This is a genomic window from Corynebacterium stercoris, assembly GCF_024160105.1.
GTDB classification, from domain to species: Bacteria; Actinomycetota; Actinomycetes; order Mycobacteriales; family Mycobacteriaceae; genus Corynebacterium; species Corynebacterium stercoris.
In genome coordinates, this window is the sequence record NZ_JAMFTQ010000004.1 from 26,729 (window position 1) to 39,375 (window position 12,647).

Here is a 12,647-nt window from a genome sequence, read left to right on the forward strand (position 1 = left end):
CTTAAAAAATTCCGGTGAAAGTGACGCGCAGCACAGTTTTATCGCCTAGATTCACATGCAACTCGGCGGTTTTTATAACCCCGGATCCAGCAAGCCCCGGACGACAAGGAGCGCAATGTGGAATCGATAATCAGTACCCTTGACGGGATCATCTGGTCCCCGGCCCTGGTGTTCCTGTGCCTCGGCGCAGGTGTTTACTTCACCGCCGTCACAATGTTCGTGCAGGTCCGTGGTTTGCCGGATATGATCAGCCAGCTGCGCTCCGGCGAGAAGTCCGAGGCGGGCATCTCCTCGTTCCAGTCGCTGATGATCTCCCTGGCCAACCGCGTCGGCGTGGGCAACATCGCCGGCGTGGCCACCGCAATCGCCTTCGGTGGCCCAGGTGCCGTGTTCTGGATGTGGATCGTGGCCTTCCTCGGCGCTGCTACCTCCTTCATCGAGTGCACCCTGGCGCAGATCTACAAGGAGAAGGACCGCGACACCGGCGAATACCGCGGCGGCCCGGCCTACTTCATCGAGAAGGCTTACTCCCACACCGGCGCCCGCGGGTTCGCACTGTTCTACGCCGTCTTCTTCGCCATCTGCATGATCCTGGCCACCTCCTACTTCCTGCCAGGTATCCAGGCCAACGGTGTGGCAGCCGCAGTTGAGAACGCATGGGGCGTTAACGTGTGGATCTCTGCCGCCATCATGGCCGTGCTCCTCGGCCTGATCATCATCGGCGGCATCAAGCGCATCGCTTCCTTCGCATCCCTCGTCGTGCCGTTCATGGCCGTTGCGTACATCGTGATCGCGATCATCGTCTTGATCGTCAACGCTTCCGAGATTCCGCACGTCTTCGGCCTCATCTTCTCCTCCGCGTTTGGCCGCGACGAGATGTTCGGCGGCATGATCGGCGCCGCGATCATGTGGGGCGTCAAGCGCGGCATCTACTCCAACGAGGCCGGCCAGGGCACCGGTCCGCAGCACGCTGCGGCCGCCGAGGTGTCCCACCCGGCGAAGCAGGGCTTAGTCCAGGCGTTCGCCGTCTACATCGACACCCTCTTCGTCTGCTCCGCCACCGCGTTCATCATCATCTCCACCGACATGTACCGCGTCCACGAGGGCCAGTCCGCCGACGGCGCGCTGATCTACAACGGCTCCATCGGCGAGTCCGTCCCGGTCGGCCCGGGCTTTGTCCAGGAGGGTCTGAACACCCTGGCCGGCGGCCTCGGCCCGAGCTTCGTGGCACTTGCCATCATGTTCTTCGCCTTCACCACCGTGTTGGCCTACTACTACCTGGCAGAGGTGAACTTCACCTACCTCAACCGCTGGGTGAAGAACGAGGGTGCCCGCCGCGCCATCATCTGGCTCCTCCGCGTTCTCATCGTCGTCTCCGTGTTCATCGGTGCGACCACCACCCCGGGTACTGCCTGGGCACTCGGCGACATTGGCGTGGGCGCGACCGCATGGCTCAACATCGTCGCGATCCTGTTCCTGCAGGTACCGGCGCTCAAGGCCATGCGCGACTACTCCCGCCAGAAGAAGGCTGGCCTCGACCCGCATTTCGACCCCGAGGCACTCGGCATCAAGAACGCCGACTTCTGGGTTGAGCGCAAGCGCGAGATGATCGAGGCTGGCACCTGGCCGGGTGCGGAGACCCGCACCACCACGACCACGACGACTACGACAACGACCACCTACAGCGACGAGCCGGGCGCAGGCCCAGCTGGCACCACCGGCGGCAGCACCGCGGTGCGCTAGTCAGTAGCACATACTTCAGCCCTCCCGGCCGCGACTTGGAGCCCGCAGCCGGGAGGGCTTCAGTCTGTCTCGGCGGGGTGTGTGCCGTGCCAGTGCCGGTGTGTTCAGTGAGACTGTCGAGCCGCGAGTGCTCGGGTGCTGACAGCTCCAGTTAGGGTCTGCAGCTAATTGGAGCTCTCAGCGTTTGGAGCTGTCAACGCTAACTCTCTGACCTGCACGTTTGAACTGGACACTTGTCTGCGAGGGTGTTGAGAGCTCCACCGCCGTCCAGCCACTGCCGCCCCAGAATCCGGCCAGCCCCCCAACCCCTACCGCAGCGAGCTGAACAGCTCCTCGGCGGCGTACTCGTCCCAGATCACGACGTTACCAACCTCGGTGTCCATGAAGTTGCCGATCGGGATGGTCACGGTCTCGATGCCGCCGCGCATCGCGAGCGGGATGCGCGCCAGGTTCCACACGTGGTCGCCGTTGCCCACCACGAACAGTGTCGGCACCGTCCACGCCAGCGGGATGAACCGGAACGGATTCAGCAGCACGGCAGGGGAGAGCACACGATCCACCAGTGCGCCGAGAAATTCGCGCTGCCGAGCAACGCGGTCGAGGTCGCCCTGGGCGGTCGCGCGCGTGCGCACGTAGCCGAGGCCGGTCGCGCCGTCCATTCGCTGGCAGCCGGGTTGGACGTTGAGGTTGGCCAGGGGATCGTCGATAGGCTCGGCGACGCAGATCTCCACGCCACCCACCGCGTCGGTCACGCGCGCGAGGCCGCCCATGCCGATCTCCGCATAGCGATCCACCCGCAGCCCCGTCGCCTGCTCCACCGTCGCCGCGAGCAGCTGCGGCCCGCCGAACGCGAACGCCGCATTGATCTTGTCGTAGCCGTACCCCGGCACGGCGACGTAGGAGTCGCGCGGAATCGACATCAGTGTCGCCTTGCCGGTGAGCGGCAGGTGCAGCAGCATGATCGTGTCCGTGCGGGTCGACCCGATGTCGCCGCCCGTGCCCAGCCGGTCGATGTCCTCCTGGCTCAGGCCCTCGCGCGAGTCCGAGCCGACGAGCAGCCAGTTCGTGCCGGCCGTGTTCGCAATCCGCTCCTCGGGTGTTGCCTGGACGCGCTGCATGCGGGCGTCGGTAAGCAGGGTGCCGGCAAGGACCAGCACCAGGATCGTCGCAAGAATGGCCGCGCAGCCGGGGACTTTTGCTTGACGACGCTTCCTTGCAACCCGCGGCTGACCAGCCCGCTGTGTTTGCTTGCTGATGACCGGCTGCTCCTCCGGGCGCGGCTGGCGGCGCGGAGGACGCTGCGCCGGCTGCTGCACCGGACGCTGCTGCACGGGCCGCTCCGGAATACGCCGCGGTTGATACTCCTGCCGCGGGCGCTCAACAGGCCGCTCCGTACGCCGCTCAGCCGGCCGCTCCACGCGGGTGCGATCGCGGACGGGTTGGTGGCGGGGTCGATCGTCGTAACGCGTGGGCTCCGGGCGCTGAGCCGAAGATTGCGCGGGGCGGCGGCGCACCGGGCGCCCGTAGCGGTCGACGACGGGTTTACCGTCCTTGCCCAACACGTAATCCCCCAGGTTGTCCCGGGGATCGTTGGAGTGCGGCGTGGTTGGCATGGGGACAGTGTAGGTCGCCGGGCTAGATCCCCAGCCACGACAGGTCGAGCAGCGGGTATGCGATGAAGGCCACGGCATCGATGAGGAAGTGGGCGAGCACGAGCGGCCAGACGCGGCCGGTGCGGTGGTAGTACCAGGCGAAGACCGCGCCCATCACGATGTTGCCGACACCGGCCGACACGCCCTGGTAGAGGTGGTAGGAGCCGCGCAGCACGGAGGAGGCGGCGATTGCCTGCCACGGCTTCCAGCCGAGCTGGCCGAGGCGGGTGAGCAGGTACATCACCACCACCACTTCCTCGCCGAAGCCGTTGGCGAATGCCCACAAGAGCGAGGTGGGGATCTGCGCCGCCTGCGTCGCCGGCACCACGACTTTGGACAAGCCCAGATGCACCGCCGCGACGTAAAAGGCCAGGCCGGGAATGCCGATCAGCGCGGCGAATCCGGCGCCGCGACCGAGGTCGCGCCAGGAGGGCCAGCGCCAGCGCTCGCCGAGGAGGTACCACGCGAGCCCGCCCCAGCCGATGAGCGTCAGCGCCGAGGTCGCCTGGAGGGCGAGGTCGAGCCAGGGGATGGTGGACGCGGCGTCGACAAGCGTGGTGCTCTGCTCATTCAGCGGGGCCTTGAGCAGGGAATCCACCAGCCGCAGCGCGGCGCGCAGCCCGGAGGTGCCGAAGGTGACAATCAGCACCAGCCAGATTTCCGTGACCAGCCGGGAGCGGGAGCGCATGCGGTAACTTTAGCGCCGTGAACGCCCCCGCAATCACCGACGCAACCGCCCGCGCGTGGGCGCGCACGATCACCCAAGTAGTTACGCTCGAGTTCCCGGCCGCCGCGCACCACGTCAGCGCCGGCCCCGCCGACACGGACTGCACGCCCTCGCGCCTCCACCCCGCGTTCTGGGGCAGCTTCGACTGGCACTCGTGTGTGCACATGCTGGCCACCGCGGTGAAACTCCTCGCCTGGGACCTCGGGGCGGTGCGCGGGGAGCTGCTTTCGCTTCTCGACGCTCGTTTGCACCCCACAGCCATCGCCGCCGAAGCCGCCTACCTGCGCGACCACCCGCTGTACGAGCGGCCCTACGGCTGGGCGTGGGCGCTGCACCTGGGCAAAACTTGCCGCGACATGGCCAGCGCGGTGCCGGAGGCGGGCGCGTGGGCGGCGGCGCTGGAGCCGCTGGAGGCGCAGATCGCGGAGAACGCGACCGCGTGGCTTCACGCGCAGCCGATGCCGGTGCGCCACGGCGTGCACGACAACTCCGCGCTCGCGCTGTACCTCTTCCACGACGCGCTTCCGGCCGGCCACCCATTGTGCGAGCAGGTGGAATCGAAAGCCCGCGCATGGTTCGGTTCGGACGCGGACTACCCATTCGCGTGGGAACTCAGCTCGCACGACTTCGTGTCCAACGGGCTCGCCGAGGCAGTGCTCATGCAGCGGGTCCTCGAACCGGGCGAGTTCGAGGGGTGGCTTGCGGGGTTCTTTCCCGAACGTCGTGAAGCAAGTGCTTTTTACTCGCAGGTGCTGGACGTGCCGGACGCGCGCGACGGGAAGCTCGCGCACCTGCACGGGTTGGCGCTGACGCGCGCGTGGATGTTGCGGCTGCTCGGCGCGCACATGCCCGGTGCGGAGGCGGGGGCGCTCGTGCGGTCCGCACGCGAGCACTTGAGCGGCGACAATTTCATGGCCACGCACTGGCTGATTACGTACGCCCTGCTCGCGGAAACTGCGATACGTTAGCTTTCGTGACCCGCATCGCGTACCTCGGCCCCGCCGGCACCTTCACTGAGGCCGCCGCCCGCCGCTTCGATCTGCCCGAACCCGAGTACGTGGCGAGCGATTCGCCTGCCGCGGCGCTGGCCGCCGTGCGCGCGGGCGAGGCCGAGTACGCGGTGGTGGCCATCGAGAACTCGGTAGACGGCGCAGTGACGTCCACCTCCGACGCGCTCGTCGAGCCCGGCGTGCAGATCGTCGGCGAGACCGAGCTGGAAATCAGCTTCGCCATGATGGCGCGGCCGGGCTTCACGCTTGCCGACGCTCGCACCCTGGCCACCCACCCCGTCGCCTACCAGCAGGTTAAGGGCTGGGTTGCGGACAACCTGCCGGGGGTTGAATTCGTCTCGGCGTCCTCGAACGCGGCTGCCGCCCGCATGGTCGCCGAGGGCGAAGCCGATGTCGCCGCCGCGCCGGAGCGCGCCGCCGACCTCTTCGGCCTCGACGTGCACGCGACCGGCGTAGCCGACATGGACACAGCCCGCACCCGCTTCGTGCTCGCCGGCCCTGTGGGGGCGCCGCCAGCGCGCACCGGGTTCGACCGCACCTCGGTGGTCTTCCAAACCCCGAACGAGCCGGGCACGCTCGTGGCCATCCTGCAGGAGTTCGCCTACCGCGGCGTGGACCTCTCCCGCATCGAATCGCGCCCGACCAGGCAGGAGCCGAACACCTACAACTTCTTTGTCGACGTGGTTGGCCACATCGACGACGCGCCCGTCGCTGAGGCGCTGCGCGGCGTCTACCTGCGCGCGAGCTGGGTGCGCTTCCTGGGCTCGTGGCCGCGCTTCGTTGCCGCCGGTGCCGCCCGCGCCGGCGCCGTGAGCTCCGACCGCATCGCGGAGGCCGACGCCTGGGTTCGCGCCGCCAAGGAAGGAAACTAGACCATGCTGATTCTGCTGCGACACGGCCAGACCACCTCCAATGTGGACCGGAAGCTGGATACCCAGCTGCCCGGCGCGGAGCTCACCGAACTCGGCCGAGAGCAGGCCCTGGCCGCGGGCGATGAGATCCGCGGGCTGTACGACGTGGACCGCGTCGTCTCATCCGAGGCGCTGCGCGCCCGCCAGACCGCGGCGCTGGCCTTCGGCCCGGAGACCGCCAGCGGGTTCGCCGACATTCCGGCGGTGCCGGGCCTCCACGAGGTCAACGCCGGGCGCTGGGAGATGCAGAATTCCCGCGAGGCCCACGAGGGGTACTTCCGCGCGTTCCGCGGCTTCTACCAGCGCGACCTTGCGGCCGCGATTGAAGAGGGGGAGTCGCTCGAGCTCTTCCTCGCCCGCTACCACGGCGCGCTCGCGCCCTACGCGCTGAAAGACGGCAACACCGTGATCGTCTCGCACGGCGGCGCGATCCGCGCCTTCGCCGCCAACGCTACCGAGGTCAGCGCCCAGTACGCCGAGCAGTCGCACCTGGCTAACTGCCAGTTCGTGGTCATCGACCCGGTGGGGGAGTTCGGCGAGTGGCGCGTGGTGCAGTGGGCGGATTACCCCCACCCGAGCTCGTGAAGCTCGTGCTCCTCCATGCCGAAGTAGTGGCCCACCTCGTGGAGCACCGTCACCTTCACCTCGTGGCGTAGCTCCTCTTCGTCGGCGCAGATCGCCTCGAGCGCGTTCTTGTAGATAAATACAGCATCCGGGAGAAAACCCGAGTGGTTCGCGTACTGCTCCGGCAGCGGCACGCCCTCGAAGAGGCCGAGCAGCTCCGGGTTGTCCTCGTTGAAGTCGCGCGCCAGCACGACCATGTTTGTCATGTGGCGGGCGAACTCGTCCGGGATGGTGTCCAGCGCGTCGTTGATCATGGCCTCGAATTCGGCCTGCGTCACCGGTGTCATTGCGGCGCTTCCGCATCCGGCGCGGGTGCCGCCTCGCCAGCACCGCCAGCCCCGGTTTCGGAACGCAGGGGGCGTCGCTCGGGCCTTTCGGCGGGAGGTGCGCCGTCGATAAGCAATTGCTCCCTGCCCCCGAGCGCGGTGCCGCTGAGCTCTGCGAACTGTCCCTCGGGGCGCGAGGACACTAGCGCGCAGTTCACGGAGCGCGAGCCGCCGTCCCACGCCGCGGGTTTCTGCGTGGTCCAGAACGGCTGCAGCGTGATCTGGTACAGGTTCTCCTCCCCGCCGAGGTAGTCCTGCGCGGCGGCGGTGCACACGTCGCCCAGGTGCGCATCCTGCTCCTCCACGGCCGGGGTGTGGTCCGGGAACACGCTGGCCAGCGACACCTTCGAGGTGATCTCCATCTGGTGCGGCTCGGCACAATCCACCACGGTCAGCGAGTTGGTCTGGTCCACCGCCACGCACTGGCCGGGCTCGAACACGCGCGCCTGGTCCTGGTCCGCGACGCGGCCCGTGGTCAAGATCGGCGCGCCGGAGCGGTCCGTCTCCTGCAGGCCGCACAGCATCGTGCGGTCGCCCTTCTCCCACGCGGCCGCCGGCGGCAGGATCGGGGCGATGGAGTAGCGGCCGGTCGGGTCGTAGCGCCCGTCGAGGTAGCGGATCGTCGCCGCGCCGCACAGCTCCTCGCGCAGCTGCGCCTGGCGAGTTTGGCTCGGCATCGGCGCGTCCGGCCCGAACTCGCTGGTCGGGTACGTGCCCAGATCCTCGCGCAACGACACCTCGAAGCGGTGCTCGCCCTCGCAATCCGCCTGCTCGAAGCCGGAAATCGCGCCGTCCGGCCCCACCGTCCACGTCAGGCAGGACCCCTGGTCCGCCGTCGTGAACGTCATGGCGCTTTCGCTTGCCGACGGCTGATTCCCGCTCGTCTCCGCAACCGTCGTCCCCGTCTGCGCCTGAGTGGTCGCGCCGGTGTCGGGCTGGCCGGCGCGCTCCGCCACGAAACCGTAGGAACCGACGCCGACGGAGCCCGCCAGTGCAGCCACCATGAAGGCGCGCGCGGCGGAGGTGCGGGTGAGTCCGGATGAAGCCATGCGGGTTAGCCTAACCCAGCTCGCGTACGACGCGGGTGCGCAAGGTGTAGCGGTCCGTGCGGTAGACAGACGTGCAGTACTCCACGTGCATCGCGCCGCTGCGCCCGTGGCGCACCACGTGCAAAAGCGGGGTGTTGGCCGTGACATCGAGCAGCATCGCGTTCGGCATGCCGGCGCTGGTCGCGCTCACCGTCTGGTCCGCCTCGGTGATGCCGCAGCCGTATTCGCGCTCCAGCACGGTGTAGACGGATTGCTCCACATCGTTATCGAGCAGGTCGGGGACCAGCTCGGCGTTGTACCAGGCGTCGTCTACCGCGTAGGGCTCCCCGTCGCCGAGGCGCAGGCGCCGTAAGTGAATGTGGGGCGTGTCCGGCGCGGTGCCGAAAAAGGCCGCGGCCTCCGGGGGCGGGGGAGCGGTGCCGGAGAGCAGCACGCGTGACGACGACTCCACGTCCTGGTGGCGCATCTCCTCCGAGAAGCTGGCGAGGTGCAGACGGCTGACCACCGGTGACGGCGCCACGAACGTGCCCTTGCCGCGCACGCGGCGCAGCTTGCCGGCGTTGACTAAATCCCCGATGGCGCGGCGCACCGTAATGCGCGAGACCCCGAACTCTTCCTCCAGCGCGCGCTCGCCCGGCAGCGGGTCGCCGGGCTTGAGCTCCTCGACGCACTTCCGCTCCAGAATCTCGCGCAGTTGCGCGTGCTTGGGCTGGGGGCCGTCGGTGATCATGACACCCAGTTTACGCTGCTGGTTATGACCAGTCTAGGGCGTGGACGAGCCTGTAGAGTCAGAAGGCGTGATCGATCTCAAGAGTGTGCGCGAAAACCCCGATGCCGTCCGTGAATCCCAGGTCGCCCGCGGTGAGGATCCCGCGCTGGTGGACCAGCTGCTCGCCGCCGACGAGGCGCGGCGCGCAGCCATCCAAGTTGCGGATGAGCTGCGCGGGGAGCAGAAGGCCTTCGGCAAAAAGATCGGCCAGGCCTCCCCGGAGGAGCGCCCGGCCCTGCTCGAAGGATCGAATGAGCTCAAGGCCCGCGTGAAGGCAGCCGAGGCCACCCAGGCGGAGGCCGAAGCTGAGGTGGCGCGTCTGCAGGTGGCCATCCCGAACCCGATCGTCGGTGCCCCGGCCGGCGGCGAGGAGGACTTCGTGGTGCTCGAGCACGTCGGCGAGGTGCCCGAGTTCGACTTCGAGGTCAAGGACCACCTCGACCTGGGCGAGGGCCTGGGCATCATCGACATGGCCCGCGGCGCCAAGGTCGGCGGCGCGCGCTTCTATTACCTCGTCGGCGACGGCGCCTGGATGCAGCTGGGCATGCTCATGCTCGCAGCCCAGAAGGCGCGCGAGGCAGGTTTCAAGGTCATCGTCCCGCCGGTGCTCGTGCGCCCCGAGATCATGGCCGGCACCGGCTTCCTCGACGAGCACGACGAGGAGATTTACTACCTCGAGCGCGACGAACTCTACCTCGTCGGCACCTCCGAGGTCGCACTCGCCGGCTACCACCGCGACGAGATCATCGATCTTTCGAACGAGCCGCTGCTCTACGCCGGGTGGTCGAGCTGCTTCCGTCGTGAAGCGGGGTCCTACGGCAAGGATACGAAGGGCATCCTGCGCGTCCACCAGTTCGACAAGCTCGAGATGTTCGTCTACTGCAAGCCGGAGGAGGCCGAGGAGATGCACCAGCGTCTGCTGGGCCTCGAGCGCGAGATGCTCAGCCTGGTCGAGGTGCCGTACCGCATCATCGACGTCGCCGCCGGCGACCTCGGCTCCTCCGCGGCCCGCAAGTTCGACACCGAGGCGTGGGTGCCGTCGCAGAACACCTACCGCGAGCTGACCTCCACCTCAAACTGCACCACCTTCCAGGCCCGCCGCCTGAACACCCGCTACCGCGACGCCGACGGCAAGACCCAGACCGCCGCCACCCTCAACGGCACCCTGGCGACCACCCGCTGGCTCGTCGCCATCTTGGAGAACCACCAGCAGGCCGACGGCTCCGTGGTCGTGCCCGAGGCGCTGCGCCCGTGGGTGGGCAAGGACGTGCTGGTGCCGTGAGCGGGCTGACCCTCCCCGCCGGGTACACGCCGCCCGCCGACCACCCCGAGGAGTCGAAGGAGCGCTTCTATCAGGGCGCGGTCCGCGTGGCGCGGCGCCTGCTGAGACTGACGCGTATCGACGTCACCGTGTACGGCGTCGAGAACATTCCCGCCCGCGGCGGCGCCCTGCTCGCCGGCAACCACACCGGGTACTACGACTTTGTCCTCATGGGGGTCGGGCCGCACCTGGGCGGCAACCGCCTCGTGCGCTTCATGGCGAAGAAGAGCGTCTTCGACGTGCCGGTGCTCGGCCGCATCCTGCAGACCATGGGCCATGTCCCGGTCAACCGCGCGAAGGGTGGCGGGGCGATCGACGACGCAGTCAGCGAGCTCAAGGACGGCAGGCTGGTGGGCATCTTCCCGGAGGCCACCATCTCCCGCTCCTTCGAGCTGGCCAAGTTCAAGACCGGCGCCGCGCGCATCGCCCACGCCGCCGACGTCCCGCTGATCCCCTGCGTCATCTGGGGTTCCCAGCGCATCTGGACCAAGGACCTGCCGAAGCAGCTGCGCAAGGTGCCCGTCATTGTCCGCTACGGCGAGCCGGTCGCCCTCACCGGCGACGCCGACACCGACACCGCGCGCCTCAAGGCTGCGATGCAGAAGCTTCTCGACGCTTCCCGGCAGGAATACGCCGAACTCGTCGGCGTGGAAGGCGGGGAGGCGTGGATGCCGGCGTCGCTCGGCGGCGGAGCGCCCACCATCGCGGAAGCCGATGCCATCTACGCCGCGGAGCGCGAGGCGCGGGCTGCGAAGAAGGCGGCGAAAAAGCGCCGTCGGCAAGCGAAGAAAGGCTCCTGATGGGCGCACCCAAGCTGATCATCAGCGACATCGACGGCACGTTCCTCAACTCGCAGGGCCGCGTCAGCCCGCGGCTGCGCGACGTGGTGGCGCGGGCCGTGCGGCGCGGAGTGCATTTCGGGCTTGCGACCGGTCGCCCGCACCGCTGGCTCATGCCGGTGCTTGATCAGCTGCCGCTCGCGCCGATCTGCGTGTGCGCGAATGGTGCCGTGGTGTACGAGCCGGCCTCCGACTCCGTACTCAGGGCTTTTGAACTATCGACGGACGCGATGCGCGACGTTGTCGACGCTGTCGAAACCGCGCTCGCCGGCATCCCGCACGGCTACGGCGTAGAGCGCGTGGGCACCAGCGCACTCGAACCGGAGGAGGAGTGCTTCCTGATCACGCGCGAATACAACCCCGACGCTTGGGACGCGCGGTTCGGCGTGGTGACGGTTGGCGAGCTCATCGGTGTGCCCGCCGCGAAACTGCTGGTGCGCTGCATGGACATGTCGTCTGCCGAGATGTTTGAGCTGGTCGCGCCCGCGATCGACCCGTCGAGCGCCCACGTGACCTACTCCATGGACGAGGGCCTCCTCGAGTTCTCTTGCCCCGGCGTGAACAAGGCCACCGGCGTGTCCGTACTCGCCGCGCGCTACGGCGTCGACGCGTCCGAGGTCGTCGCGTTCGGCGACATGCCGAACGACGTCGAGATGCTCGCCTGGGCCGGCATGGGCGTGGCCATGGCCAACGCCGCGCCGCTGGTGCAGGACGCCGCCGATTACGTGACCGCCTCCAACGACGAAGACGGTGTTGCCGCCGTGCTTGAGCACTGGTTCTAGGGGGTCCGGGGGCTCAGGGGGCCATTTCCTCCGCGCGCACAGGGAGGTTGACCGGCGCTGGATGGTTGGCGAGCGCCGTGCGGATGAGATCCAGCAGCGGCTGCCCCCGGCCGCTTGTCCACCCAGCCCGCCTGACCAGCAGGCTTTGGTTCTGCAACTCTGTTTCGCGGTGGCGTTCGTCGCGAGTCACGAAGTCCGGGTCGCCGAACGTGCCGTCAGTCTTGATGCTGCCGTCCAGCTCGATGACCAGGTAGCCGTTGATGAGGATGTCCACTCGCGCGATCTGCATCGTGCCGTCGCGTGCTTTGATCCAGAACGGGATCTGGAACTCGACCGTGTGCACTTCCGGCAGCTCGCCCGCGGCCATCGCGGTGAGGATCGTGTCACGCGCGAGCGTCTCGAGCGGACTCTGGCTCGTGCTTCCGGAGTACTCGATGAGCCTGCGGAACTCTCGCAGCCCCTTCGCGCGGGGAAGAGTTTCGCAGCGTTTCAGCAGCTCTTCGATGGTAAGTGTGTTCCACTTGTAGCGGGCTGACTCGATCTGGACGAGCGCTTCCATGCGGCCGTGGTACCTGAAACTGTCGAAGAAACACCTGATCAGCGACGCATGCGCGATGCCGTCTTTTGTTCTGATCTGTTCGGGGTCGATGGAGGAGCTGCGGTAAACCCGGTCCGTGTACGGGCGAGATTGACCGTACCCGTGCCCGTTGCCTTGCTTCAGCAGGTCGACCTTCTCAACCCAGTTGTAGGTGCTGATGCCCAGCAGGCGTGCTCCGGCTGGCCCCGTGACCACTGCTTTCTTAGCTCGACCGGATACCTTGCGGATGAGCGCCAGCTCTTCCGCGCGCTTCTGTTCTCTATACGTTTTCCCCTCCATGGGCTTCAGTGTTGCTC

13 protein-coding genes are annotated in these 12,647 nt (G+C 67.9%); 7 read left to right on the forward strand and 6 right to left on the reverse strand.

Features of this window, described 5'->3' with window-relative positions; genetic code table 11:
* The first annotated feature begins 117 nt into the window (after positions 1-117).
* Positions 118-1,743 carry an alanine/glycine:cation symporter family protein gene (locus tag M5J20_RS04830; RefSeq protein ID WP_253577039.1) on the forward strand — a complete coding sequence of 542 codons (1,626 nt, stop codon included), beginning with the start codon at positions 118-120 and terminating at the stop codon, positions 1,741-1,743.
* Positions 1,744-2,051: 308 nt separating this feature from the next.
* Here M5J20_RS04830 and M5J20_RS04835 read toward each other — a convergent pair whose 3' ends face one another.
* On the reverse strand, positions 2,052-3,356 hold the full coding sequence (locus M5J20_RS04835) for an LCP family protein (protein WP_253577041.1): 1,305 nt from the start codon (positions 3,354-3,356) through the stop codon (positions 2,052-2,054).
* Positions 3,357-3,378: 22 nt separating this feature from the next.
* On the reverse strand, positions 3,379-4,083 hold the full coding sequence (locus M5J20_RS04840; protein WP_253577044.1) for a CPBP family intramembrane glutamic endopeptidase: 705 nt from the start codon (positions 4,081-4,083) through the stop codon (positions 3,379-3,381).
* Positions 4,084-4,100: 17 nt separating this feature from the next.
* On the opposite strand from M5J20_RS04840, the gene M5J20_RS04845 reads away from it, so the two are divergent.
* Genes M5J20_RS04845 through M5J20_RS04855 form a run of 3 tightly spaced genes read left to right on the forward strand, consistent with a single transcriptional unit; the run spans position 4,101 to position 6,628 of the window.
* Positions 4,101-5,090, forward strand: a complete 990-nt coding sequence (locus tag M5J20_RS04845; RefSeq protein WP_253577047.1) for a DUF2891 family protein — start codon at positions 4,101-4,103, stop codon at positions 5,088-5,090.
* Between the two features lie 5 nt (positions 5,091-5,095).
* Positions 5,096-6,004 (forward strand): prephenate dehydratase, encoded by a 909-nt coding sequence (pheA, locus tag M5J20_RS04850; protein ID WP_253577049.1) that lies wholly within the window; start codon positions 5,096-5,098, stop codon positions 6,002-6,004.
* Positions 6,005-6,007: 3 nt separating this feature from the next.
* A complete protein-coding gene (locus tag M5J20_RS04855) occupies positions 6,008-6,628 on the forward strand; it encodes a histidine phosphatase family protein (protein ID WP_253577052.1) in 621 nt (206 codons plus the stop codon).
* On the opposite strand, the gene M5J20_RS04860 is transcribed toward M5J20_RS04855, so the two are convergent.
* The 3 genes from M5J20_RS04860 to M5J20_RS04870 are packed head-to-tail and all read right to left on the reverse strand — an operon-like array spanning position 6,607 to position 8,772.
* Complete coding sequence (locus M5J20_RS04860) at positions 6,607-6,954, reverse strand: metallopeptidase family protein (protein ID WP_253577054.1); 348 nt, start codon at positions 6,952-6,954, stop codon at positions 6,607-6,609. The two genes, M5J20_RS04855 and M5J20_RS04860, sit on opposite strands and share 22 nt — an antisense overlap.
* Positions 6,951-8,042, reverse strand: a complete 1,092-nt coding sequence (locus tag M5J20_RS04865; protein WP_253577057.1) for a septum formation family protein — start codon at positions 8,040-8,042, stop codon at positions 6,951-6,953. Before M5J20_RS04865 ends, M5J20_RS04860 begins: the two co-directional genes overlap by 4 nt.
* A gap of 10 nt (positions 8,043-8,052) precedes the next feature.
* Positions 8,053-8,772 (reverse strand): GntR family transcriptional regulator, encoded by a 720-nt coding sequence (locus M5J20_RS04870; protein WP_253577059.1) that lies wholly within the window; start codon positions 8,770-8,772, stop codon positions 8,053-8,055.
* A 67-nt stretch (positions 8,773-8,839) separates the two neighbouring features.
* On the opposite strand from M5J20_RS04870, the gene serS reads away from it, so the two are divergent.
* The 3 genes from serS to M5J20_RS04885 are packed head-to-tail and all read left to right on the forward strand — an operon-like array spanning position 8,840 to position 11,753.
* The gene (gene serS, locus M5J20_RS04875) at positions 8,840-10,093 is read left to right on the forward strand and encodes a serine--tRNA ligase (RefSeq protein WP_253577063.1); all 1,254 of its coding nucleotides are present in this window, start codon (positions 8,840-8,842) and stop codon (positions 10,091-10,093) included.
* Complete coding sequence (locus M5J20_RS04880; protein WP_253577066.1) at positions 10,090-10,932, forward strand: lysophospholipid acyltransferase family protein; 843 nt, start codon at positions 10,090-10,092, stop codon at positions 10,930-10,932. The genes serS and M5J20_RS04880 overlap by 4 nt, the downstream gene beginning before the upstream one ends.
* Positions 10,932-11,753: an HAD family hydrolase gene (locus M5J20_RS04885; RefSeq protein ID WP_253577068.1), complete on the forward strand. Its 822-nt coding sequence runs from the start codon at positions 10,932-10,934 to the stop codon at positions 11,751-11,753. Before M5J20_RS04880 ends, M5J20_RS04885 begins: the two co-directional genes overlap by 1 nt.
* Before the next feature lie 13 nt (positions 11,754-11,766).
* On the opposite strand, the gene M5J20_RS04890 is transcribed toward M5J20_RS04885, so the two are convergent.
* A complete protein-coding gene (locus M5J20_RS04890; RefSeq protein WP_253577071.1) occupies positions 11,767-12,630 on the reverse strand; it encodes a hypothetical protein in 864 nt (287 codons plus the stop codon).
* Positions 12,631-12,647: the final 17 nt, after the last annotated feature.